Source organism: Enterobacter cloacae complex sp. FDA-CDC-AR_0164 (assembly GCF_003071645.1).
Taxonomy (GTDB): Bacteria; Pseudomonadota; Gammaproteobacteria; order Enterobacterales; family Enterobacteriaceae; genus Enterobacter; species Enterobacter ludwigii.
The window spans coordinates 299314-322590 of the sequence record NZ_CP028950.1 but is presented as its reverse complement, the minus strand read 5'-3'; the positions used below and the strand labels follow the sequence as shown (position 1 = coordinate 322590).

Here is a 23277-nt window from a genome sequence, read left to right as displayed (position 1 = left end):
AGGCCCGGTGAGCGCAAACGGCACCGGGCCTGTTCATCAGTAGAGCAGGGCGTACAGCTGACGGCGGTACGTCGACGCCAGCGCATCGCCGGTGCCCAGCGCGGCCAGGATCTCCTGGAACATTTTCCGCGCCTGACCGTCGGCGGCACCCAGATCGTTTTGCAGATGGCTGAACAGCAGTGCCAGCGCTTCTTCGTTACGTCCCACCTGATGCAGCTGCAGCGCCAGCTGGCTTGCCAGCGCGGCATTGGTCGGGTTATCGGCAACCTGCTGTTGAAGCTGCTGGATCTCCGGCGTATCCGCCGCCTGTTTCAGCAGATCGATCTGCGCGACCAGACCCTGATAACGGGTATCCTGATCCTGCAGTGGAATGGTCTTCAGCACAGCTTCCGCATCGTCGGAACGGTGCAGGGCAATCTGCGTTTCCGCGAGGAGCAGGCCAATCTGGCTGTCCTGTTTCGACAGCTGCCACGCCTCTTTGAGCAGCGGCAGCGCTTCGTCGTATTTGCCTTCCTGCATCAGTCCCATGGCTTCCTGCGCCTTCAGCTCTTCCTCGCGCGGCAGGACTTTATCCAGCAGGGCACGGATCGCTTCTTCAGGCTGTGGCCCCTGGAAGCCATCAACAGGTTGCCCATTCTGGAACAGATAGACGGTTGGAATCGCGCGCAGGCCAAACTGAGACGCCACCATAGGCTCAGCGTCACAATCCAGCTTGGCGAGAATGAACTGGCCATTGTATTGCGCGGCAAGGCTTTCGAGTACCGGCGTCAGCTGCAGACAGTGTTGACTACGCTCAGACCAGAAGTAGAACAGCACCGGTTTGGTCATGGACTGTTCGAGGGTCTGTTGCAGGTTTGCTTCAGTAATATTGACGATATTCTGTACGGACATGCGGCCTTCTCTTTTATCGGTTTGTTATTTACATGGGGGTTAGCGACGACGCTTCAACTCAACCGTGTAAAATTTTGTCCATCATCCGGCCCGGCAGCAGGCGTTTTAACCAGCCTACCGCATGGGTTACCAGCGTCACCGGATAGCGCATTTTGGGGTTTTCGCTTTCAAAAGCATGGCGCACTTTAGCGACAACTGCTTCCGGCCCGAGCGTAAAGCGTGCGGCGATACCGGGATTTTCGACCGGTTTATCCGCCTGGGTCTGGTTAACGTTTTCCGTAAAGCGGGTGCGGATAGGGCCCGGCTCAATCAGGCTGACCTTAATGCCGCTGTGACGCAACTCCATGCGCAGGGCATCGGACCAGGCCTCCAGCGCATATTTGCTGGCGGCATAGGCCCCGCGGCCCGGGGTTGAAATCAGCCCCATCACGGAGGAGGTCATCACAATGCGTCCTTCACCGTGCGGCAGCATGGCGGGGAGCAGGCGCATGGTGAGCTGATGGACGCCAAAGAAATTGGTGGAAAACTGTTTTTCCAGCTGCTCGCGGGTGAGCGTGTCCAGGGGACCATACACGCCGTAACCGGCATTGTTAAAAAGGCCGTACAGACGGTTGTCGGTCAGGGTCAGCACCTCATCGGCAGCGCGTTCCACGCTTTCCGGTGAGTCTAAATCCAGTAACACACCGGTAAAGCCCAGCCCGTTCATGCGTTCGACGTCGTCGGATTTACGGCAGGCCGCCAGTACCCAATATCCCTGACGCTTCAACTCGAGTGCACTTTCAAGACCGATTCCGCTGGAACATCCTGTAATTAAGACCGATTTTTGCATAACTTTACCTGTCAGGATCTCCGCTGAATTAGGAGTCATGTTTAACTAAAGGGGCCAGCCGTGTTGCCATCCAGTCGGCAATAAACGGCTGCGCATCGCGATTGGGGTGGATCCCATCGTCTTGCATCCACTGGGGTTTGAGATAGACCTCTTCCATAAAAAATGGCAGCAGCGGAATATCAAACTCGTTGGCAAGCTTTGGGTAGATCGCGCTAAAGGCTTCATTATACCGACGTCCATAGTTGGCGGGCAGGCGAATTTGCATCAGCAGCGGTTGCGCGTTCGCGGCCTTAATATCCTTAAGGATCGTGCGCAGGGTCTGTTCCGTTTGCTGAGGCTGGAAACCACGCAAGCCATCATTACCGCCCAACTCAACCAGCACCCATCGCGGTTGATGCTGTTTGAGCAAGGCTGGCAGGCGCGACAAGCCTTGCTGCGAGGTATCACCGCTGATGCTGCCATTAATAACCGTTGTCTTACTCTGCCATTTGTCATTGAGCAGAGCTGGCCAGGCCGCGTTGGCCGCCATGCGATAGCCTGCACTCAGGCTGTCACCGAGAACCAGTAACGTGTCCGCTGCCGCCGCGCGGAAGGTCATCAGGATTAAAAACAGGAAGGGCAAATGCCAGCGGAAAACATTGTTGAAGTTCATCGTCTTAAGAAGTCCGTCGGTCAGGGGGAACACGAGCTTTCCATCCTCACCGGAGTTGAACTCGTTGTCAAACGCGCCGAAACCATTGCGCTGATTGGCGAGTCCGGCTCCGGGAAGTCCACGCTCCTGGCCATTTTAGCCGGTCTGGACGACGGCAGCAGTGGAGAGGTCAACCTGGTCGGGCAACCGCTGCATCAGCTTGATGAAGAGGCGCGTGCTGCGCTCCGCGCTCGTCATATCGGGTTTGTCTTTCAGTCCTTCATGCTGATCCCGACGCTCAATGCGCTGGAAAACGTTGAACTGCCGGCGCTACTGCGCGGCGAGAACAGCCGTGAAAGTCGCGCCCACGCGAAGGCATTGCTGGAGCAACTAGGGCTGGGCAAACGCCTCGACCATCTTCCGGCGCAGCTTTCCGGCGGGGAGCAACAGCGTGTGGCCCTGGCCCGGGCGTTTAACGGCCGCCCGGACGTGCTGTTTGCGGATGAGCCTACCGGAAACCTCGACCGAAAGACCGGGGATAAAATTGCCGACCTGCTTTTTTCGCTCAACCGCGAACACGGGACCACGCTGATTCTGGTGACCCACGATCCGCAACTGGCTGCCCGCTGCGACCGTCGCCTGCGGCTGGTTAACGGTGAACTGCAGGAGGAAGCATGATTGCCCGCTGGTTCTGGCGCGAATGGCGCTCGCCCACGCTGTTGATTGTCTGGATGGCGTTAAGCCTGGCGGTAGCCTGCGTGCTGGCGCTGGGCAGCGTCAGCGATCGCATGGAGAAAGGGTTAAGCCAGCAAAGCCGCGAGTTTATGGCCGGAGACAGGGCGCTGCAAAGCTCGCGTCCCGTCCCGCCGGGCTGGCTTGAGGAGGCGCGTAAGCGTGAACTGAAGGTGGGGGAACAGCTGAGCTTTCAGACCATGACCTTTGCCGGCGATACGCCGCAGCTGGCGAGCGTCAAAGCCGTCGACGACCTTTACCCGCTGTACGGTGAACTGCAGACCAGCCCGCCTGGCTTAAAGCCGAAACCGGGCACGGTGCTGCTGGCGCCACGTTTAATGGCGCTGCTGAACCTGAAAACGGGTGACAGCATCGACGTGGGTGACGCCACGTTCCGTATCGCCGGGGAAGTGGTTCAGGAACCTGACTCCGGCTTTAACCCGTTCCAGCTTGCCCCGCGCTTGCTGATGAATACCGCTGATGTGGCGAATACCCATGCCGTGCAGCCGGGAAGCCGCGTCACCTGGCGCTATAAGTTTGCGGGAACGCCCGCCCAGCTTGACGCGTATGAAAAATGGCTGCTGCCGCAGTTAAAACCAGAGCACCGCTGGTACGGACTGGAGCAGGACGAAGGGGCGCTTGGTAAATCTCTCGAACGTTCTCAGCAGTTCCTGCTGCTTTCAGCGCTGTTAACCCTGCTGTTGGCCGTGGCGGCGGTGGCGGTGGCCATGGGGCACTACTGCCGCAGCCGATACGATCTGGTGGCGATCCTCAAAACCCTCGGCGCGGGCAGCGCCCAGCTGCGTAAGCTGATTGTCGGCCAGTGGCTGATGCTGCTGGTGTTGTCAGCACTCACCGGTGGGGCGATGGGGCTGCTGTTTGAAAAGCTGCTGATGGTCATGCTGAAACCGGTACTGCCTGCCGCACTTCCACCGGCCAGCCTCTGGCCGTGGCTGTGGGCGATTGGCGCGATGATGGTGATCTCGGTGCTGGTGGGGCTTCGCCCGTACCGGCTGTTGCTCGCGACGCAGCCGCTGCGCGTGCTGCGCCGTGACGTGGTGGCCAACGTCTGGCCGCTGAAGTTCTATCTTCCTGTCATTGTTGCGGTTTCGGTTGGGTTGTTGGCCTGGCTGATGGGCGGCAGCACGCTGCTGTGGGCCGTACTGGCCGGGGCGGTGGTGCTGGCGCTGCTGTGTGGTGTGGTCGGCTGGGTGCTCCTTAATGTGCTTAAAAAGCTGACGGTGAAGTCGCTTCCCGTGCGGCTGGCGGTGAACCGTCTGCTGCACCAGCCCTGGTCTACGCTGAGTCAGCTGTCTGCCTTTTCGCTGTCGTTTATGCTGCTGGCACTGCTGCTGGTGCTGCGCGGCGATCTGCTGGAGCGCTGGCAACAGCAGCTTCCGCCGGAAAGCCCGAACTATTTCCTGATCAATATCGCCCCTGAGCAGGTGACACCGCTGAAGACGTTCCTGGCGGAACACCAGATTGTGCCGGAGTCGTTCTACCCCATCGTCCGCGCGCGTCTGACGCAGATCAACGGCCAGTCCACGGAGGGAAACAAGGATGAATCGCTTAACCGCGAACTGAACCTGACCTGGCAGGAGAAACGTCCAGATCACAACCCGATTACCGCCGGCAGCTGGCCGCCGAAAGCGGGAGAAGTCTCGATGGAAGAGGGGCTGGCGACGCGCCTGAACGTCAGGCTGGGCGACAGCGTGACTTTTACCGGCGATACCCAGGACTTTAGCGCTAAGGTCACCAGCCTGCGTAAGGTGGACTGGGAAAGCCTGCGGCCGAACTTCTTCTTTATTTTCCCCGCAGGCGCACTGGACGGACAGCCGCAAAGCTGGCTCACCAGTTTCCGCTGGGAAAACGGCAACGGTATGCTGACCCGGCTGAACCGCGAATTTCCGACGGTCAGCCTGCTGGATATTGGCGCGATCCTTAAACAGGTCGGGCAGGTGCTGGAGCAGGTCAGCCGGGCACTGGAGGTTATGGTGGTGCTGGTGACGATCTGCGGCGTACTGTTGCTGCTGGCCCAGGTGCAGGTCGGGATGCGGCAGCGTCATCAGGAGCTGGTGGTCTATCGCACGCTCGGGGCGAGTAAGCGACTGCTGCGCACCACGCTGTGGAGCGAGTTTGCCCTGCTGGGGCTGGTCTCGGGTCTGGTGGCGGCGATGGGTGCTGAGACGGCGTTAGCCGTGCTGCAGACCCGGGTCTTCGATTTCCCGTGGGAGCCTGACTGGCGACTGTGGTTCACGCTGCCGGTCTGCGGTGCGGTGCTGCTGTCGCTGTGCGGCGGCTGGCTCGGCACGCGATTGCTAAAAGGCAAAGCGTTGTTCCGTCAGTTTGCCAGTTAGTTCAAATCCGTGATAATTACGCACCGGTTTATCTGCTGGTGCGTAATAATTTAGCAGCACAAATCGGTAATACCCATGCGTTTAGTAGCACAAAACATTAAAAACCCGCGCACACAGCAAGATTATTTCCAGTTAATATTCACCTGCTAAATATTTAGCAGCGTGTCTATAAAGGAAAAATAATGACTATAAAAAAATCAGCGCTGGCAGTAACAATTGGCGCAGCAGTGGCATTGACCTCCTTCGCATCTCAGGCGGAAATCACGGTTCTTAAACAAGACCCTCAGGCGGGTAACCCGCTGAGCCGTCTTAACTTTACCGTTGGCGGCAGTATTCGTCCTCAGTTCAACATGATGACGGGCGACGGCGATAAAGGCTCCTACAAACGTAATGGCTTCGACGGCGGCACCCGTTTCCGTTTCGCAGCAGATTACTATCTGTTTGATGACATCAGCTGGATCAGCTACTACGAGCTGGGTGTGAACATTCCGGCGCTGTTCAACTGGGATAATCACTACGCTGAAGGTGCTAACGACACCTCTCGCCGTATGCTGTACACCGGTCTGAAGAGCGACACCTGGGGTACGCTGACCTTCGGTCAACAGAACAGCGTTTACTATGATGTGGTTGGCGTGAAAACCGATATCTGGGACTACGACATGATTGGTCAGGCTCCAGGTAACGGGATCAACGGTGACTACGACGGCTCTTATCGTTCACGCAAAATGCTGAAATATAAGAAAACCGTAGGCGATGCGGATATCTATGCATCCTACCTGTTTGAAGACAGCGAATACCTGCCGGGCAATGGCCTGCGTTACAAACGTAAAGGCGGCGGTTCACTGGGGCTGGATTACCACCTGACCACCGATCTGACCTGGGGCGCAGCGTGGAACTACACCCGCGCGGACATGCGTAACCCGGACAACGGCGACAGCAAATCTTACGACCAGAATATCCTCGGTACCGCGCTGAGCTGGACGCCGGATAACTGGACCTTCTCGGCTGGCGGCGGCTGGTACCAGAACTTCCTGACCACCAAAAAAGTGTCTACTGACAACTACTTTGCCGGTGATGCATGGGGTATTGAATACTTCGCAGGGTACAAATTCCCAATCGATCAGTATGCGGTGAAATCCATCCAGCCTTACTTCATGGGTGACCGTATTGAGTACGTGAATGGTCGTAACTACCAGCGTATCGATAACGGCGTGGGTGTTAGCGTCCAGCTGGACTACGGTTTCCGTGTTGATTACGAACACGTGTTCACCTCCAGCACGGATAACCTGGGCGACATGAACCTGGTGCGTCTGCGTTACGACTTCTAAGTTCAGTCAGCAGGGAAGTCACCCCGATATGAAAACGGCAACCCTGGGTTGCCGTTTTTTTTGCGCGTGATTCAGCGATTGAGCCAGTCAGCCACGTCCTCAAACGTTCCGCGATACACAATCTTCTCCGCCTTTTTTGCCAGTTGCCAGGTGTACATCGGGTCGTAATAGTCGTTCAGTAGCGGGGCAAGCCAGCGCAAATGCGCGTAGGTGCTGCCAGAACGTTGTTGCTCCTGCAGGGCGGAATCCAGCAGCGCCGTAAAGTCTGCAAAGCGCTGCAGCCCCAGACGGCGGCGAATGGCAAACAGGCCGTGGTGCAGATATTCGCTATACGCGTTCCAGCCCGCCTCTTCGCCAAAGGCAGCAGAAAAATCCGCCCACATATGGTCGAAATACTCTTCACGCAGGCGTTCAAGACGGACATCAAACGGGTCTTCTACCACCACAACAGGCGCCTGAACCATGCGGTCTCGCAGGCATTCCGGCAGGTGGTTGGAGCCAATCATCCGCCCTTCATCCTCCAGCACCCAGCGTGCGGCCTCTTTTTTCAACAGCACGACAGCGAGCTGATTTTCGAAGCTCGCCTGCGAAAGCTGTGGTGTAAGCGTGCGGCCAAACGACGAGCCGCGATGGTGTGCCAGCCCTTCCAGATCCACGCCCTGCGCGTGCTGTTTCACCAGCAACGTTTTGCCGCTCCCGGTACAGCCGCCGATCAGCACCATCGGTTTTTGCACCTGCTCAGCGGTTACCTCAATTGCGGTCTGACGCAGCGCTTTATAGCCGCCTGCGATCAGCGGGTAATCCACGCCGCGCGCTTTCAACCAGGCCTGAGTGATATGCGAGCGTTGACCGCCACGCGCGCAGCAGAGGTAGCCGGTGGGGTGGGAGAGACAGGCTTCGCGCCAGGCGTTAATGCGCATCTCACGGGTACTGCCTGCGACCAGGCTATGGCCGAGAGCAAGCGCAGCGTCCGGCCCCTGGCGTTTATAGCAGGTGCCGACGGCGGCGCGTTCATCATCGTTCATCAGAGGCAGGTTGATTGCCGCAGGCATCGCGCCCTGGGCGAATTCGATCGGCGCGCGAACGTCGATTAAAGGGGTATCGGATGCGAGGATCGCGCGATAGTCCGTTCCATCGTTCATGGTTTTTCCAGAAGAAAACTAAGCTGCAATGGGCGGGGATTGTACGCCGGGGAGGGGGAAGGTCAACTCCCCGGCAGAGGAGTATTACTTAAGCTTTGATTGCGCCCAGATAATTCCGCTCGCGTATTCCGGCGGCAGGAGAGGAATAATCGCTTCCAGCGTGGCGCTCAGACGATCGGTGTCGGTATCGTTCAGGTTCAGGTGACCGACCTTACGACCCGGACGCACCTCTTTGTCATACCAGTGCAGATGCACCAGCGGCAGCTTGAGCCAGTCGTAGTTCAGATCGGTACCGATCAGGTTGATCATCACCGACGGGCTGTTCACCACCGGCTGCGGCAGCGGCAGGTCAGTGATGGCGCGCAGGTGCAACTCGAACTGGCTGATGGACGCCCCGTTTTGGGTCCAGTGACCGCTGTTGTGAACGCGCGGTGCCAGTTCGTTAATCAGCAGACCGGACGGCGTGACAAAACACTCCATCGCCATGACGCCGACGTAACCGAGTTCGTGCATGATGGCAGAGAGCATCTCTTCTGCCTGCGCCTGCTGTTCAGCACTGGCCTGCGGGAATGCAACGCTGGTTCGCAGGATCCCGTCCTGATGCAGGTTATGCGTCAGCGGATAAAAAACGGTATGACCGTCCTGCCCGCGAGCACCTACCAGCGAGACTTCACCGCTGAAGTTAATGCCCTGCTCAACGATGCACTCCCCGTAGCAATCGTCCGGCAGCTCGTGAGTGTCATCGGCGCGCAGACGCCACTGTCCACGACCGTCGTACCCGCCGACGCGACGCTTCACAATTGCCAGCTCGCCCAGCATTGCAAAAACATCCTTCCACTCGCTTTTATCGGACAACAGCTGCCACGGCGCAGTCGGCAGCCCGAGCTTATCGAACAGCTGCTTTTGCGTTAGACGGTCAGCAATAATGGGAAAGACGTCGCGGTTAACGAAGGCATTGTGACGCGCCAGCTCGCGCGTCAGGGCCGTTTGTGGCCAGCGTTCAATCTCCGCGGTGATCACACTCTGGTGAAACGGCACGGCTTCCGGTTCGTCATCCAGCCCGACGGGCCACACGGCAATACCCAGCGGCTCACCGGCCTGACGCAGCATACGGCCTAACTGACCATTACCGAGGACGCATACCTGCTTCATGCCGCACCCCGCGGGTCCGGATTGTCCAGCACCTCGTCGGTCTGGGCTTTACGCCAGTCCGCCAGACGCTGATGTAACGCTTTATCGTGAGTCGCCAGGATCTGCGCGGCGAGCAGGGCAGCGTTGGCAGCGCCCGCTTTACCAATGGCCAGCGTGCCGACCGGAATGCCACGCGGCATCTGAACGATGGAATAGAGGCTATCGACACCACTTAACGCAGCGCTTTGCACCGGAACACCCAGAACCGGTACCAGCGTTTTGGCGGCAATCATGCCTGGCAGATGTGCTGCGCCGCCCGCACCGGCAATGATCACCTCATAACCCTTCTCTTCGGCGCTTTCGGCGAAGCTGAACAGTTTGTCCGGTGTACGGTGTGCGGAGACCACTTCAACGTGGTGCGGAACATTCAGGATTTCAAAGATTTCGGCGGTGAACTGCATGGTAGCCCAGTCGCTTTTGGACCCCATCACGATGGCGACACGCGCCGGATTATTGCGGGAAGACATGCGTCTTAAAACTCCTGTGGTGCGAAACACACTGCTTTCGAGGGCACAGAGAATAGCATGTAATAGGGGCAAGGAAAACGGTTGCGCGGTTAAAAACTGAGCCGTTGTGGCTCTCAGGAGATAACAAAACAGACCGCGTTCTGGCGGTCTGTTTTATCAGGCATCGATGTGCTTTGATGTGCTTTTGACGGGCGGCACGGTCAGCAGACGTCTTATTTGGTCAGTTCTGCCGTCATGTGAACGCGGTTGTTAAACTGAGCGCTGGTGATTTTGTAAGACGCGCCCTGTTCAGCAGCCTGAGCGGCAATTTTCGCTTCTGCGCGGTCAAGGGTAGAGGCCGTGGCGCTGACGCTCTGAGCAAAAGAACCGAAAGAGATCAGAGAGAGTGCGGCAACTGCAACGAAAGTTTTGATGAATTTCATGGTCGTATTCCTTAAATGTTTTATCTGGGATAGGGCGTGTTGCCCTGATGTGATAAATAATAGGCCGACCATGGGCTGATTAAAATCGAAACAATTTGCCGATATTGTTCAAAAAAATAGAATGATTTTTGACGGGTTAAAACGGGAAAGCGATCAGTTCCACACCGTCAGGCGTGACGCTGACCATAGAACCTTCGCTGTGCCAGGCCCCCAGGACGACGCGGTGGGCCGCTTCGCCGTTGGCGGTAAGGGTATGCACATCGGGACGATGAGTATGACCGTGGATCAACCACTGAACGCGGTGTTTTTCCATGACCCTGACTACCGCCTGGGGATTAACGTCCATAATGGCCATGGATTTTCCGCTGTTGGCGGCCTTACTGTCTGCACGCATTCTGGCTGCGATCCGCTTGCGGATAAACAGCGGCAGAGCCAGGAATAGTTTTTGGATCCACGGGGTATGAACCTTAGCGCGAAACGCCTGATAGCCGGTGTCGTCAGTGCAAAGTGTGTCACCGTGCATGATTAACACCTTTCGGCCATAAAGGTCGAGTACCTGCTCTTCCGGCAGCAGCGTCATGCCGCTTTCGCGGGCGTAGCGCTTGCCGAGCAGGAAATCACGATTGCCGTGGATAAAGAAGCAGGGGACGCCGGAATCGACCAGCGCGTTAATGGCAGCCGCCATCTCACGGTGCAGCGGGTTGGGATCGTCGTCGCCAATCCAGGCTTCAAACAGGTCACCCAGAATGTAAAGTGCATCGGCACTTTTCGCTTCACCGCGTAAAAAACGCAGAAAACCGGCGGTTATCGCCGGTTCTTCTGTTTGCAGGTGCAAATCTGCAATAAAGAGTGTCGCCACGAATTACTCGCTGACGGTCACGCTGTTAATCACGACGTCTTCTTTTGGAACGTCCTGATGCATGCCGCTGCGGCCGGTCGCCACGGCTTTGATTTTGTCGACTACGTCCATACCTTCAACCACTTCTGCGAAGACGCAGTAGCCCCAACCCTGCAGGCTTTCGCCGGAGAAGTTCAGGAAGTCGTTGTCAGCAACGTTGATGAAGAACTGGGCTGTTGCAGAGTGAGGAGCCTGCGTACGCGCCATCGCCAGCGTACCACGGGTGTTTTTCAGACCGTTGTTCGCTTCGTTTTTGATCGCTTCTTTCGTCGCTTTCTGGTTCATGCCAGGTTCGAAACCGCCGCCCTGGATCATAAAGCCGTTGATCACGCGGTGGAAAATAGTGTTGTTGTAGAAACCTTCGCGGCAGTAGTCCAGGAAGTTTTTAACTGTTTCAGGCGCTTTGTCATCAAAGGTTTTGATTACGATATCGCCATGATTAGTGTGGAAAGTAACCATTTTTGCATCCTGTTCCGTTATTGTGGTACGTCGACCCGCGTTTGGGTCATCTATAGGGGCTTGTTATAGCATAACCACAGGATGCGATCACCTTGCATTGTGTGCTGCTTCAGGTTTGAATTACAGGTAGAATAACCGGTTTTCAACCACACACGTGTTTACATGGAATCTTCGATGTTAAAAATCTTTAATACAATGACGCGCCAAAAAGAGGAATTTAAACCTATCCATGCCGGGGAAGTCGGCATGTACGTGTGTGGTATTACGGTTTACGATCTCTGTCATATCGGCCATGGCCGTACCTTTGTTGCATTCGACGTTGTCTCGCGCTACCTGCGTTTTCTGGGCTACAACCTGAAATACGTGCGTAACATCACCGACATCGACGACAAAATCATCAAGCGCGCGAACGAAAATGGCGAAAGCTTTGTTGCGCTGGTGGATCGTATGATCGCGGAAATGCACAAAGATTTCGACGCCCTGAATATTCAGCGTCCGGACAGCGAGCCGCGTGCCACCCACCATATCCACGAAATTATCGACATCACCGAGAAGCTGATCGAACGTGGTCACGCCTATGTGGCCGATAACGGTGACGTGATGTTCTCTGTGCCGACTGACCCTACCTACGGTCAGCTTTCCCGTCAGGATCTGGATCAGCTGCAGGCCGGTGCGCGCGTTGATGTGGTGGACGTGAAGCGTAATCCGATGGACTTCGTGCTGTGGAAGATGTCCAAAGAGGGCGAACCAAGCTGGCCTTCCCCGTGGGGCGAAGGGCGTCCTGGCTGGCACATTGAGTGCTCGGCGATGAACTGCAAACAGCTGGGCAAACATTTCGATATTCACGGTGGCGGTTCGGATCTGATGTTCCCGCACCATGAAAACGAAATTGCACAGTCAACCTGTGCGCATGGCGGCGAGTACGTGAACTACTGGATGCACTCCGGGATGGTGATGGTTGACCGTGAGAAGATGTCTAAATCTCTGGGCAACTTCTTCACCGTGCGCGACGTGCTGAAATATTACGATGCGGAAACCGTGCGCTACTTCCTGATGTCTGGTCACTATCGCAGCCAGCTGAACTACAGCGAAGAGAACCTGAAACAGGCGCGTGCGGCGCTGGAGCGTCTGTACACTGCCCTGCGCGGTACCGATAAATCTGTACCCGCGGCAGGCGGTGAGGCGTTTGAAGCGCGCTTTATTGACGTGATGAACGATGACTTCAACACGCCGGAAGCCTACTCTGTGCTGTTTGATATGGCGCGTGAAGTTAACCGTCTGAAGTCAGAAGATATGGCGGCGGCGAATGCATTGGCCTCCCATCTGCGTAAGCTCTCTTCGGTACTGGGTCTGCTGGAGCAGGAACCGGATCTGTTCCTGCAAAGCGGTGCGCAGGCGGACGATAGCGAAGTGGCGGAGATTGAGCAACTTATCAACGCGCGTCTGGAAGCGCGTCAGGCGAAAGACTGGGCGGCAGCAGATGCCGCGCGTAACCGTCTGACGGAAATGGGCATCATTCTGGAAGATGGCCCGCAGGGAACCACCTGGCGTCGGAAATAATTCTGGTGCGCGCTGATGCCCTCTCCCACCGGGAGAGGGTGCAAACACTAAAACGGCAACTGGGTTGCCGTTTTGCTTTTACCTCCGCTTCCACCACAACAGCCCCATCAGCACAACCCCTGGCAGCCACACCCACAGCAGTTCCGACATAATCACCTGATGCCCGTAGGGCGTGGTATAGCGTGACAGCGCAAACGGCGCGACCTTAATGACCTGCCACGGTGCAAAAAAACGTTCATCTGACCACGGCCACAGCCAGCCGACGCCTTTTCCCCCGGTGGTGATGGAATCCAGCAAGCTGTGCGACAGCAGAGACACGGTTAAGAACAGCCAGCAGCGGGTCAGACTTGCCCGAAACCATCGTCGGCCCATCAGTACGCAAAGTATCGGCACCACAAAGGCAAACAGCAGGGAGTGAGTAAAGCCGCGGTGGCCGAACACATTGCCGTAGGCAACGCCGAACTTAAACGCCAGCACGTCGGCGTCCGGCAGCATGGCGAGGACGACGCCGGCAAACAGCAGGCGGGGAGGGATGATTTCACGTCCCAGGCCTAAGCCCAGACACAAAGGCACTACAGCGTGGGTGATAACGGTAGGCATTGCGATTATCCATGGCAAAGCAGGGAAATATAGCAGCGAATGGGCGCAATGAGGATGGTGTTAGCGTCTTATTTACGCCGATTCCCGGGCAATAAGCTGCCCGGAAAGGGTGATACGCTGTGTTTGCAGATCCGGCTCTTTTAGCTTGCGGATGATCAACCCCGCCGCCTGACGCCCCGTCTCCTCACTGGCGGAGGAAACGTAGGTAAACGAGGGAGACGTCAGGTTCACGTGCAGCATATCTTCAAAACCGACCAGCGCGACCTGCTGGGTGAGAAACACATCTTTCCCCACGGTACGCCCCACCTGATGAATGCCGGAGATGGAGCCGATCATCGCATCCGGCGAGTGGCAGAGCAGGGCGGTGATGGTGTTGTTTTTATCCAGCAGCTGGCGGGTGGCGAAACCTGCGGCCAGCGTGTCATCGCTACACGCAGGCGAGTATTCCTCACGCCAGACCAGGCCGTTCTGGGTCATCGCGCTGCGAAAGCCGAGCAATCGCTGCTCGCGGATAAGGCAGCCTTCACGACCCCCAATGTAGGCAATGTTGCGGTGCCCGCGCTCGATAAGATAACGCGCGGCAAGGTTCGCCGCCTGGCGGTTGTCGCGCATCACCAGATTGCATTTTTCATCCAGCAGGGACTGAGAGACCACTACCAGCGGCAGCGGGCACTGGCGGATGTGTTCCGGCAGCGAGGATGCCCGGGTGTCAGAGGCCAGATAGATAACGCCGGCGACCCCCTGCTGTTTAAACGACAGCAGGCAGCGCTCAAGATGTTCATGGTCGTTCAGCGGCTGGCCGAGGAAAACCATATACCCCTGTCTCTCCAGCTCCTGGACGATGCTCGCCATCACCTTAATGGAAAAGCTGTCGCTAAAGTCGCGCAGGATCAGGCCGATCAGGTTGGAGGTGTTGGCGCGGAGGTTGGCAGCGGCGACGTTGTGAACATAGCCCAGCGTAGTGATGGCAGCATTGACCTTCGCGATCGTTGCGTCTGAAATCTTCCCTTTCTGGCGCAGCACCAGCGACACGGTGGAGACCGAAACGCCCGCATGCTTTGCGACATCAATGATGCTGACTTTCTTCAAAACCGCTCCCTGAAATTTACCGATTATCAGCCAGATAAGACAACGTCCCCCAGCGTACAGGAGACGTGTCGTTCAGGCATCTTATTATTTGCCAATCATGGTGGACATGGTCTGGGCGATAAACTGTGCTCTGGCACCGAAAATCACCTGAATACCGTTATCACCGACGAACACTACGCCGCGGGCGCCAAGGCCGTTCAGACCGTCCTTATCAACCGCTTCACTTTTTGCCACTTCCAGGCGCAGACGGGTGATGCAGGAGCCGACGGAGTCGATGTTGTGCGCGCCGCCCAGCAGGTTGATGATCTCTGTGGCGAGTTCTGAATCTGACTTATCGTCCGCACTGGCGGTCACTTCTGTACGGCCCGGCGTTTTCACGTCGAAACGACGGATCACAAAGCGGAACGTGAAGTAGTAAATCAGGCCCATCGGAATGCCGATAATAATGGCGTTCAGGAAGTTGGTTTTGTAGCCGTTAAATGACGGCAGGATCCCGAACGACAGGTAGTCGATAAAGCCCGCAGAGAACGACTTGGCGATATGCGCATGCAGCAGATACATGGTCATGTACGCCAGACCGGCCATGATGGCGTTAAAGACGTACAGAATAGGGGCGACGAAGATAAAGGTAAATTCAACCGGCTCGGTGATCCCCGTCAGGAAGCAGGTGAGCGCCGCAGAGAACAAAATACCGGCCGCGATTTTCTTATTTTTGGTGTGCGCTTCGTGGTACATCGCCAGACACGCCGCAGGCAGCGCGAACAGCATCAGCGGGAATTCACCCTGCATGAACTTACCGGCGTTCTGGTAGCTGTCACTGCTGAAGGATTTGACCCCTTCTTCCAGCATCTTGAACCAGATGGTCTGGTCGCCGTGAATCACCTGACCGGCCTGGGTGGTGTAATCCCCAAACGAATACCAGAAAGAGGGATACCAGATGTGGTGCAGGCCGAGTGGGATCAGCGCACGTTCCACCAGACCGAAGATAAAGGTCGAGGCTGCCTGATTATCGCCATTAACCACCACGGAGAGCGCATCGATGCCCGCCTGGATATGCTGCCAGACATACGGCAACAGCAGGCCGAGCAGGAAAGAGAGAAACGCTGTCGCAATCGCCACAAAGCGTTTCCCGGAGAAGAACCCGAGGAACTCTGGCAGCTGCAGGGTGTGGAAACGGTTATAGCACCAGGCGGCGAGAATACCGCAGATCAGGCCGCCGAAGACGCCCATCTGCAACGTCGGGATGCCGACCACCATCGCGTATTTGCCGCCCTGAGACGCCATTTCCGGCGTGATGCTCAAGACGGTGCTGATGGTGATGTTGGTGACAAACACCGAGACCGCCGCCGAGAGCGCGGCAATGCCGGACTCGGATGCCAGCCCCACGGCGGAACCAATGGCAAACAGCATCGGCAGGTTATCAAAGATAACCCCGCCCGCGTTCATCATCAGCGGCAGGTGAAACTTATCGCCAAAGGCCAGCAGCAGGCCCGCAGCGGGAAGCAGTGAAATTGGCAGCATTAACGCGCGACCAATCATCGATAATTTAGAGAGCGATTTAACAAACCCTGATATCAGACTCATGCTGATTTCCCCCGAGTAGCGCTTTTTTGGCGCTGTTATTGTAAGTAGAACGTTTTAGTAGAACGTTCTACTTATCGTGGGGAAAGAGTGAAAAACGCGCAACAGAATTTTCACTTTTCAACAGATGAAATAGTGATTATTTGAAGTCGATCGATAATTAACCGTGATGGGTGTGGGGGAATGTGGGTTCCCTCTCCCGACGGGAGAGGGGGGAGAGCATCAGGCGGTCACCGTCACGGTTTGCCCTTCAAAGCTCACGGTCTGACCCGCGACAATTTTGCAGCGCTTGCGGGTTTCCACTGCGCCGTCCACCTTAACAAGCCCGTCGGCAATGGCGATTTTGGCCTGCGCGCCGCTTTCGGTCCAGCCTTCCAGCTTCAGCAGATCGCACAGCTCAACGTGCGGGTGTTTACCTAATGAAAATGTGGCCATCTTACGCGTCCTCTACGTCGTGGTACTCTTCGCATGCCTGCAAAGTATTCTGAATCAGTGTGGCAACGGTCATCGGGCCTACGCCGCCCGGAACTGGGGTAATGTAAGAGGCGCGAGCCGCAGCATCTTCGTAAACCACGTCACCGACCACTTTCCCGTTTTCCAGACGGTTAATACCGACGTCCACAACGATCGCGCCTTCTTTAATCCATTCACCCGGAATAAAGCCCGGCTTCCCGACCGCCACGATCAGCAGATCGGCGTTTTCTACGTGATGACGCAGATTTTTGGTGAAGCGGTGGGTCACGGTGGTGGTGCAGCCAGCGAGCAGCAGCTCCATGCTCATCGGACGGCCGACAATGTTTGATGCGCCAATGACCACGGCGTTCAGACCGTAGGTATCGATGTTATAACGCTCCAGCAGCGTAACGATACCGCGCGGCGTGCACGGACGCAGACGCGGGGCGCGCTGGCACAGACGGCCCACGTTGTACGGGTGGAAACCGTCGACGTCTTTGTCGGGGGCGATACGTTCCAGCACCTTCACGTTGTCGATGCCGGCTGGCAGCGGCAGCTGAACCAGAATACCGTCGATCGCGTTGTCGGCATTCAGGGTATCAATAAGTTCCAGCAACTCTGCTTCGCTGGTGGTTTCCGGCAAATCGTAAGAGCGGGAGACGAACCCCACCTCTTCACACGCTTTGCGTTTGCTGCCGACATAAATCTGCGATGCCGGGTTGCTGCCGACCAGCACAACGGCCAGCCCGGGGGCGCGTTTTCCGGCAGCTTTACGCGCCTTCACTTTTTCCGCGACCTCAGAGCGCACCTGCTGCGCAATCGTTTTACCGTCAATAATCTTTGCTGCCATCAGAGAGAAGATTCCGTCTGTAACGTTTGAAAGGGGGGATTGCCTGTATTTTGTCAGAAGCGAGCGCCGCTGTCAGTCACCCTTTGCGAGTTTTCATCAGGAGGCCGTAAAAACCCTTCTGAGGGGATGGTCAATTTCTTAGGCAGGATTAGGATGTGACCTGGCGAAATGACAGCGTTTTGACATATTTTAAAATACATTCATGAGCTACTTTGTCTCCTCCGAAATAAGCTTTCAATTAATCAATTGAACGTATTTCTTATTCCCGATTATTCGCGGGAAGGGTTATTTACATTTTAAAGGAATAGACATGAAACTCAGCAACATTGCTTCTACTGTTATTGCTACTCTGGCCCTGGTTGCGGGTGCCGCAAATGCAGAAGATACAGCCACTCCGGTTACCGTAAATGGCGGTACCGTACACTTTAAAGGTGAACTGGTTAATGCTGCATGTTCAGTAAATACTGATTCTTCCGAGCAGACGGTTAACCTGGGCCAATACCGTACCGCGAAGTTCACGAAAGTGGGTGACACTACCTCTAATATTCCGTTCACCATTGAACTGAATGATTGTGACCCGCTGGTTGCGAAAACGGCCGCAGTTGCGTTCACCGGTCAGATCGACGCGACCGACAAAACCCTGCTGGCGGTAACCTCTGGTAACAACGACAACTCCGCGAAGGGCGTGGGCATCGAGATCCTCGACAGCAAATCCACCACCCTGACTCCAGATGGTTCAACCTTCTCTGCCGCGCAGAACCTGATCGAAGGGACTAACACCCTGAACTTCACCGCGCGTTACAAATCAACGGCTGCGACCACCGAGCCAGGCCAGGCAAACGCTGACGCCACTTTCGTAATGAAATACGAGTAATTCCTCCGCACAGGGATGTTCAGGCCTCAGGGAAGAGGCCGTCATACGCTAAGGCCAGGAACGAAGGATGACAAGGACCGGAACACTACTGCTGTTAACCCTTGCGATGGCCTGCCAGGCCTCAGCACATACCGTGGTGATCGACGGCGGCAAAGTTCATCTCAGAGGTGAGCTGGTGAACGGCGGCTGCGCCGTGGCACCCGACAGCCAGAACATGCGCATCGAAATGGGGCAGTACCGAACCAATTCATTTTCCGGTGTGGGCAGTTTTTCCACGGTCAATGTGCCCTTCACCGTGCGGCTGCTGGATTGCAGCGTGGATGTCTCGCGCACCGTGGGGATCCAGTTTCAGGGCGTTACGCCAGCAGAAGATCCGCAGGTTTTTCTGGCGACATCGCGGCCAGGTGAATCACCGATAAGCAGCGGCGTCGGGCTGGCTCTTTTTGACGAACAACAACGTCAGATTATCCCGAACGCAACGGCCGTCAGCTGGTTGCCGGTGAATACCAGTGAGCTTGCGTTTCATTTTAGCGCCCGCTATCGGGCTATTTCCGAACACCTCGTGCCAGGCAATATTCAGTCGGATGTCTGGTTTACGTTGATTTATCCATAACACCTGCGAACACATTATTAAAGGTACGGTTGTGATGAATACCCTAATTAAACCAGGACTGTTTTTATCGTTAATTTTAATGATGGTTTCTGCATGCGCAAATGCTTCCGGCGGTATTGCGCTGGGGGCCACCCGCGTTATTTATCCGGCAGATGCAAAGCAAACTTCGCTGGCGATCACCAACAGCAATAAACAAGAGCGCTATTTAATCAACGCGTGGATCGAAAATGCGAACGGGCAAAAAGAAAAAACCTTTGCCGTGACCCCGCCGCTGTTTGTCAGCGAGCCGGACAGCGAAAACACGCTGCGCATTATTTATGCCGGGCCCGCGCTGCCTGCCGATCGTGAATCGCTCTTCTACATGAACGTGAAAGCGATCCCGTCCGTGAACAAAGCGAAAACGGAAAACAATAACGTGCTGCAGCTGGCTATCCTGTCGCGGATCAAGCTGTTTGTCCGCCCGACAAATCTGCCGATGCAGCCGGAAGAGGCGCTCTCGCAGCTGCGTTTTGAGCGCGTCGGCAACCACCTCAAAGTCAGTAACGCTTCGCCGTATTACATCACGCTGGTCAATATGAAGCTGGGCGGACAGACGCTGGATAACCTGATGGTTGCGCCTAAAAACTCGGCGCAGCAGGTACTGCCAGCCGCCGCAAGCGGTACGCTCTCCTGGCAGAGCGTGAATGACTACGGTGCCATTACGCCGGCGCGTAGCGTCAACCTGTGAGCAGAGTCAGCGCGATGAATAATCACCAGGGACGTTACTGCCCGGTCGCACTGGCGCTGATGGCAGCGCTCTGGCCACAGGCTGGCTGGAGCGAAAGCTACTTTAACCCGGCCTTCTTGTCCGATGACACCGCCAACGTGGCGGATTTATCGCGTTTTGAACAAGGTCACCAGCAGGCGCCTGGCGTTTATCGCGTGGATATCTGGCGTAACGATGAGTTCATCGCGACGCAGGATGTGCGCTTCGAGCAGGCCGACAATACACCGCCGGTTGCCGGTGGGCTGTCGCCGTGCATTACGCGCGTGATGCTGGAGCGTTTTGGCGTCAATATCGCGGCCTTTCCTGAGCTGGTTAACGTGAAAGGGGATACCTGTATTCCCCTGGCGAAGGCTATTCCCGGCAGTGAGATCGCGTTCAACTTTGCCTCGTTGCGCCTGAATATCAGCCTGCCACAGGTGGCGATGCAGAACAGCGCACGCGGTTATATTCCGCCCGATCAATGGGATGAAGGGATCCCTGCCGCGCTGGTGAACTACAGCTTTACCGGCAACCGCGGGAGCGAGGACGACAGTTATTATCTGAACCTGCAGAGCGGGCTGAACTATGGCGCGTGGCGTTTACGCAATAATGGCGCATGGCGTTACACGCAGAATAACGGGCAGCGGCACAGCAACTGGCAGAATATTGGCACCTGGGCGCAGCGCACCGTGATCCCGCTGAAAAGCGAGCTGGTGCTGGGCGACAGCAATACCGGTAATGACGTTTTCGACAGCGTGGGTTTTCGCGGCGGGCGGCTCTTCTCGTCTGACAGCATGTACCCGGACAGCCTGCAGGGCTACGCGCCAACCGTTCGCGGCATCGCCCGAACGCCCGCCAAAGTGGTCGTTCGACAAAACGGCTACGTTATCTATCAAAGCTATGTACAGCCTGGTGCCTTTGCCATCACCGATCTTAACCCAACCTCGTCAAGCGGTGACCTTGAGGTGACGGTTGAAGAGAAGGATGGCAGCCAGCAGCGCTATACCGTGCCGTATTCCACCGTGCCCCTCCTGCAGCGCGAAGGGCGCTGGAAGTATGACCTGGTGGCCGGGGATTACCGCAGCGGCAACAGCGAACAGGATACGCCATTCTTCACGCAGGGTACGTTGATTACCGGGCTTGGCGACGGCTACACGCTGTACGGCGGTACCCAACTCGCGTCACGCTATACCGCGGTGGCCATCGGGGCCGGGAAAAACCTCGGTGACTGGGGGGCGGTGTCGCTCGATATCACCCATGCCCGCAGCCAGCTCGCGGATGACAGCCGCCATGAAGGGCAGTCGCTGCGTTTCCTCTATGCAAAATCGCTTAACGGATTCGGAACCAACTTCCAGCTGCTGGGCTACCGCTACTCCACAAAAGGGTTCTACACCCTGGACGATGTCGCGTGGCGTTCAATGGAAGGCTACCAGTATGCCGACAACCAGGATGATGACGGTGTGCCGGATGTGGAGAGTTATCACAACCTGACGTGGAATAAAAAAGGGCGCTTCCAGCTCAATATTTCCCAGTCGCTGGGGGATTACGGCTCGGTCTATATCTCCGGTAGCGAACAGACGTACTGGGGCACCGATGAGTCCAACCTCTGGTATCAACTGGGGTACGCGGGCGGCGTGAAGGGCGTCAACTACTCCGTGTCCTGGTCATGGAACAAATCCGTTGGGATAGACGGCACGGACCGAATCGCGTCGTTTAACGTCTCCGTACCGTTCAGCCTCTTTACCCGCCAGGGTTTTCGTCGGGACAGCGCCATTGACCGCGCCTATGCCACGGCGTCAGCCAGCCGTAATAGTGATGGCGACACAAGCTGGCAAACCGGGGTCAGTGGGACGTTGCTGGAAGATCGCAACCTGAACTACAGCGTGACCCAGGGCCACACCAGCAATAACGGCTCAAGCGGAAGCGCCAGCGCGAACTGGCAGGCAACCTACGGCACGCTGGGTGTTGGCTACAACTACGCACGCGACCAGCACGATCTCAACTGGCAGCTCTCCGGCGGCGTGGTCGGCCATGCGGATGGCGTAACCTTCAGCCAGCCGCTGGGTGATACCAACGTTCTGATCAAAGCGCCGGGAGCATCGGGCGTGAGCGTGGAAAACCAGACCGGTGTGAAAACCGACTGGCGTGGCTATGCGGTGATGCCGTATGCCACCGTCTACCGCTATAACCGCGTGGCGCTGGATACCAACACCATGAGCAATAACACCGATATCGAAAATAACGTGAGCAGCGTGGTGCCGACAAAAGGGGCGCTGGTGCGCGCCAGCTTTGATACCCGTATTGGCGTGCGCGCCCTGCTGACCGTCACGCGCGGCAACCAGCCTGTGCCATTCGGTGCCGTGGTGCGTGAAACCCAGAGCGGCGTCACCAGTATGGTGGGCGATGACGGACAGATTTACCTGAGCGGACTGCCGCTGGAAGGTGAACTGCTGATCCAGTGGGGCAACGGGATGCAATCCCAGTGTCGTGCGCACTACAGCTTGCCAGAAAAGAGCCTGCAACAGGCAATCACACTTAAGGGGATTCGCTGTGAGTAAAATCCATTGCCTGGCTTTATCACTTCTCTCTATTTTGCCCGTGGGGAATGCCTTAGCCACCGTGTGTGTGAATGAAAAGGGCGTCCCTACGGAGGTGCATTACGACCTGACGGATAAATTTAACAGTTCGAATAACCAGATCGGACAGGTGGTGACGCTCAGCGAGAAATCGCAGTGGGTGGGGGTGAATGCCGTCTGCCCGAAGGGCACCACCGGGAACACGACCAAACGTAGTTATGTTACCGATTACCCGGTTACGGGAACAAGTGATGGCTATCAGTACCTGAAGCTCAACGACTATCTGGATGGGGCAATGAAAATTACGGACAGCTTTGCTGGCGTATTTTATCCGCCCAAAAGTTACATCCAGATGGGGAGTCACCCGAACGTCTCTAAAAACAAACCGTTTGGCGTTCAGGATTCCAGCCTCGTCTTTCGCCTCAAAGTGACCCGACGGTTTATAAATATGGTGGTGATCCCGCGGGCGACCATGTTCCGCGTCTATGTCACCACTACCTCTTCTGATCCGTTAACCTCGCCGGTCTACACCATCAGCTACAGCGGGACCATTCAGGTGCCACAAAGCTGCGCCATCAATGCGGGGAATATCGTGGAGTTTGACTTCGGCGATATCGGTGCCTCCCTGTTCAGCAAGGCCGGGGCGGGTAACAAACCGGAGGGGGTAACCGCACAAAGCAAAACCATCGCCATCAAATGCACCAACGTGGAAGCGAACGCAATGCTGACGATGCGCGTTGAGGCAGAAAAGGTCTCCAGCAACGCGGTGGTGTCGGATAACCCCGATGTGGGGTTTGTGATTGCCAACGAAAGCGGTACCCCGCTAACACCCAACAACCTGACCAGCAAAATTCCGTTCCGGCTCGACGACAGTGCGCAGGCGCAGGTGGGGATCCGGGTCTGGCCGGTCAGCGTGACGGGGAATAAGCCTGCGGAAGGCCGTTTTACGTCGCGGGGTTATCTGCGTGTGGATTACGATTAAGGGGAAG

General features: G+C 56.6%; 23 protein-coding genes. 9 read left to right on the top strand and 14 right to left on the bottom strand.

Going from position 1 to position 23277, the window contains the following annotated elements; translation table 11 throughout:
• Positions 1-36: 36 nt before the first annotated feature.
• Genes AM410_RS01635 through tesA form a run of 3 tightly spaced genes read right to left on the bottom strand, consistent with a single transcriptional unit; the run spans position 37 to position 2372 of the window.
• Entirely contained in the window at positions 37-891 is an 855-nt protein-coding gene (locus AM410_RS01635; protein ID WP_050737449.1) for a co-chaperone YbbN, read from the bottom strand.
• Between the two features lie 58 nt (positions 892-949).
• A complete protein-coding gene (locus AM410_RS01630) occupies positions 950-1759 on the bottom strand; it encodes an SDR family oxidoreductase (protein WP_108647458.1) in 810 nt (269 codons plus the stop codon).
• Positions 1749-2372: a multifunctional acyl-CoA thioesterase I/protease I/lysophospholipase L1 gene (tesA, locus tag AM410_RS01625; protein WP_025206538.1), complete on the bottom strand. Its 624-nt coding sequence runs from the start codon at positions 2370-2372 to the stop codon at positions 1749-1751. The genes AM410_RS01630 and tesA overlap by 11 nt, the downstream gene beginning before the upstream one ends.
• Here tesA and ybbA point away from each other — a divergent pair.
• The 3 genes from ybbA to AM410_RS01610 all read left to right on the top strand — a co-directional run bounded on the left by ybbA (position 2343) and on the right by AM410_RS01610 (position 6768).
• Complete coding sequence (gene ybbA / locus AM410_RS01620; RefSeq protein ID WP_068795147.1) at positions 2343-3029, top strand: putative ABC transporter ATP-binding protein YbbA; 687 nt, start codon at positions 2343-2345, stop codon at positions 3027-3029. The genes tesA and ybbA overlap by 30 nt on opposite strands.
• A complete protein-coding gene (gene ybbP / locus AM410_RS01615; RefSeq protein WP_108647457.1) occupies positions 3026-5440 on the top strand; it encodes a putative ABC transporter permease subunit YbbP in 2415 nt (804 codons plus the stop codon). The genes ybbA and ybbP overlap by 4 nt, the downstream gene beginning before the upstream one ends.
• A 182-nt stretch (positions 5441-5622) precedes the next feature.
• Positions 5623-6768, top strand: a complete 1146-nt coding sequence (locus AM410_RS01610) for a porin (RefSeq protein ID WP_014168933.1) — start codon at positions 5623-5625, stop codon at positions 6766-6768.
• A gap of 71 nt (positions 6769-6839) precedes the next feature.
• On the opposite strand, the gene mnmH is transcribed toward AM410_RS01610, so the two are convergent.
• The 6 genes from mnmH to ppiB form a co-directional block, all read right to left on the bottom strand.
• Complete coding sequence (gene mnmH, locus AM410_RS01605; protein ID WP_040016807.1) at positions 6840-7910, bottom strand: tRNA 2-selenouridine(34) synthase MnmH; 1071 nt, start codon at positions 7908-7910, stop codon at positions 6840-6842.
• Between the two features lie 84 nt (positions 7911-7994).
• Positions 7995-9062, bottom strand: coding sequence for a 5-(carboxyamino)imidazole ribonucleotide synthase (purK, locus tag AM410_RS01600; RefSeq protein ID WP_040016808.1), 1068 nt, complete (start codon positions 9060-9062; stop codon positions 7995-7997).
• A complete protein-coding gene (gene purE / locus AM410_RS01595) occupies positions 9059-9568 on the bottom strand; it encodes a 5-(carboxyamino)imidazole ribonucleotide mutase (protein WP_020885164.1) in 510 nt (169 codons plus the stop codon). The genes purK and purE overlap by 4 nt, the downstream gene beginning before the upstream one ends.
• Before the next feature lie 212 nt (positions 9569-9780).
• Positions 9781-9990, bottom strand: coding sequence for a YdgH/BhsA/McbA-like domain containing protein (locus AM410_RS01590; protein ID WP_108647455.1), 210 nt, complete (start codon positions 9988-9990; stop codon positions 9781-9783).
• 136 nt (positions 9991-10126) lie between these two features.
• Positions 10127-10849 carry a UDP-2,3-diacylglucosamine diphosphatase gene (gene lpxH / locus AM410_RS01585; RefSeq protein ID WP_040016809.1) on the bottom strand — a complete coding sequence of 241 codons (723 nt, stop codon included), beginning with the start codon at positions 10847-10849 and terminating at the stop codon, positions 10127-10129.
• Between the two features lie 3 nt (positions 10850-10852).
• Positions 10853-11347 carry a peptidylprolyl isomerase B gene (gene ppiB, locus AM410_RS01580; RefSeq protein WP_014168939.1) on the bottom strand — a complete coding sequence of 165 codons (495 nt, stop codon included), beginning with the start codon at positions 11345-11347 and terminating at the stop codon, positions 10853-10855.
• A gap of 174 nt (positions 11348-11521) precedes the next feature.
• Between ppiB and cysS the strand changes: the two genes are divergently transcribed.
• Positions 11522-12907, top strand: a complete 1386-nt coding sequence (gene cysS, locus AM410_RS01575; protein WP_020885161.1) for a cysteine--tRNA ligase — start codon at positions 11522-11524, stop codon at positions 12905-12907.
• A 78-nt stretch (positions 12908-12985) separates the two neighbouring features.
• Here the strand turns inward: cysS and AM410_RS01570 are convergent, their stop codons facing one another.
• The 5 genes from AM410_RS01570 to folD form a co-directional block, all read right to left on the bottom strand.
• Positions 12986-13507, bottom strand: coding sequence for a metal-dependent hydrolase (locus AM410_RS01570; protein WP_073395649.1), 522 nt, complete (start codon positions 13505-13507; stop codon positions 12986-12988).
• A 72-nt stretch (positions 13508-13579) separates the two neighbouring features.
• Positions 13580-14596: a Mal regulon transcriptional regulator MalI gene (gene malI, locus AM410_RS01565; RefSeq protein WP_032677568.1), complete on the bottom strand. Its 1017-nt coding sequence runs from the start codon at positions 14594-14596 to the stop codon at positions 13580-13582.
• A gap of 84 nt (positions 14597-14680) precedes the next feature.
• Entirely contained in the window at positions 14681-16180 is a 1500-nt protein-coding gene (locus AM410_RS01560; RefSeq protein WP_014168943.1) for a PTS transporter subunit EIIC, read from the bottom strand.
• Positions 16181-16399: 219 nt separating this feature from the next.
• Positions 16400-16612, bottom strand: coding sequence for a ribosome-associated protein YbcJ (ybcJ, locus tag AM410_RS01555; protein WP_014168944.1), 213 nt, complete (start codon positions 16610-16612; stop codon positions 16400-16402).
• A gap of 1 nt (position 16613) precedes the next feature.
• Positions 16614-17480, bottom strand: coding sequence for a bifunctional methylenetetrahydrofolate dehydrogenase/methenyltetrahydrofolate cyclohydrolase FolD (gene folD / locus AM410_RS01550; protein WP_014168945.1), 867 nt, complete (start codon positions 17478-17480; stop codon positions 16614-16616).
• Positions 17481-17790: 310 nt separating this feature from the next.
• Between folD and fimA the strand changes: the two genes are divergently transcribed.
• The 5 genes from fimA to fimH all read left to right on the top strand — a co-directional run bounded on the left by fimA (position 17791) and on the right by fimH (position 23270).
• The gene (fimA, locus tag AM410_RS01545; protein ID WP_020885158.1) at positions 17791-18354 is read left to right on the top strand and encodes a type 1 fimbrial major subunit FimA; all 564 of its coding nucleotides are present in this window, start codon (positions 17791-17793) and stop codon (positions 18352-18354) included.
• A gap of 67 nt (positions 18355-18421) precedes the next feature.
• Positions 18422-18967 carry a type 1 fimbrial protein subunit FimI gene (fimI, locus tag AM410_RS01540; RefSeq protein WP_020885157.1) on the top strand — a complete coding sequence of 182 codons (546 nt, stop codon included), beginning with the start codon at positions 18422-18424 and terminating at the stop codon, positions 18965-18967.
• Positions 18968-19001: 34 nt separating this feature from the next.
• Positions 19002-19694, top strand: a complete 693-nt coding sequence (gene fimC / locus AM410_RS01535; RefSeq protein WP_020885156.1) for a type 1 fimbria chaperone FimC — start codon at positions 19002-19004, stop codon at positions 19692-19694.
• 14 nt (positions 19695-19708) lie between these two features.
• Complete coding sequence (locus tag AM410_RS01530; RefSeq protein WP_106503780.1) at positions 19709-22270, top strand: fimbrial biogenesis usher protein; 2562 nt, start codon at positions 19709-19711, stop codon at positions 22268-22270.
• Complete coding sequence (fimH, locus tag AM410_RS01525; RefSeq protein ID WP_020885154.1) at positions 22263-23270, top strand: type 1 fimbria D-mannose specific adhesin FimH; 1008 nt, start codon at positions 22263-22265, stop codon at positions 23268-23270. Before AM410_RS01530 ends, fimH begins: the two co-directional genes overlap by 8 nt.
• Positions 23271-23277 lie beyond the last annotated feature (7 nt).

Excerpts from the sequence above, each read along its gene's own strand:
- AM410_RS01635 (WP_050737449.1), bottom strand. The coding sequence starts at position 891 with ATGTCCGTACAGAATATCGTCAATATTACTGAAGCAAACCTGCAACAG.
- AM410_RS01630 (WP_108647458.1), bottom strand. The coding sequence starts at position 1,759 with ATGACTCCTAATTCAGCGGAGATCCTGACAGGTAAAGTTATGCAAAAA.
- ybbA (WP_068795147.1), top strand. The coding sequence starts at position 2,343 with ATGCCAGCGGAAAACATTGTTGAAGTTCATCGTCTTAAGAAGTCCGTC.
- tesA (WP_025206538.1), bottom strand. The coding sequence starts at position 2,372 with ATGAACTTCAACAATGTTTTCCGCTGGCATTTGCCCTTCCTGTTTTTA.
- ybbP (WP_108647457.1), top strand. The coding sequence starts at position 3,026 with ATGATTGCCCGCTGGTTCTGGCGCGAATGGCGCTCGCCCACGCTGTTG.
- AM410_RS01610 (WP_014168933.1), top strand. The coding sequence starts at position 5,623 with ATGACTATAAAAAAATCAGCGCTGGCAGTAACAATTGGCGCAGCAGTG.
- mnmH (WP_040016807.1), bottom strand. The coding sequence starts at position 7,910 with ATGAACGATGGAACGGACTATCGCGCGATCCTCGCATCCGATACCCCT.
- purK (WP_040016808.1), bottom strand. The coding sequence starts at position 9,062 with ATGAAGCAGGTATGCGTCCTCGGTAATGGTCAGTTAGGCCGTATGCTG.
- purE (WP_020885164.1), bottom strand. The coding sequence starts at position 9,568 with ATGTCTTCCCGCAATAATCCGGCGCGTGTCGCCATCGTGATGGGGTCC.
- AM410_RS01590 (WP_108647455.1), bottom strand. The coding sequence starts at position 9,990 with ATGAAATTCATCAAAACTTTCGTTGCAGTTGCCGCACTCTCTCTGATC.
- ppiB (WP_014168939.1), bottom strand. The coding sequence starts at position 11,347 with ATGGTTACTTTCCACACTAATCATGGCGATATCGTAATCAAAACCTTT.
- cysS (WP_020885161.1), top strand. The coding sequence starts at position 11,522 with ATGTTAAAAATCTTTAATACAATGACGCGCCAAAAAGAGGAATTTAAA.
- AM410_RS01570 (WP_073395649.1), bottom strand. The coding sequence starts at position 13,507 with ATGCCTACCGTTATCACCCACGCTGTAGTGCCTTTGTGTCTGGGCTTA.
- AM410_RS01560 (WP_014168943.1), bottom strand. The coding sequence starts at position 16,180 with ATGAGTCTGATATCAGGGTTTGTTAAATCGCTCTCTAAATTATCGATG.
- ybcJ (WP_014168944.1), bottom strand. The coding sequence starts at position 16,612 with ATGGCCACATTTTCATTAGGTAAACACCCGCACGTTGAGCTGTGCGAT.
- folD (WP_014168945.1), bottom strand. The coding sequence starts at position 17,480 with ATGGCAGCAAAGATTATTGACGGTAAAACGATTGCGCAGCAGGTGCGC.
- fimA (WP_020885158.1), top strand. The coding sequence starts at position 17,791 with ATGAAACTCAGCAACATTGCTTCTACTGTTATTGCTACTCTGGCCCTG.
- fimI (WP_020885157.1), top strand. The coding sequence starts at position 18,422 with ATGACAAGGACCGGAACACTACTGCTGTTAACCCTTGCGATGGCCTGC.
- fimC (WP_020885156.1), top strand. The coding sequence starts at position 19,002 with ATGAATACCCTAATTAAACCAGGACTGTTTTTATCGTTAATTTTAATG.
- AM410_RS01530 (WP_106503780.1), top strand. The coding sequence starts at position 19,709 with ATGAATAATCACCAGGGACGTTACTGCCCGGTCGCACTGGCGCTGATG.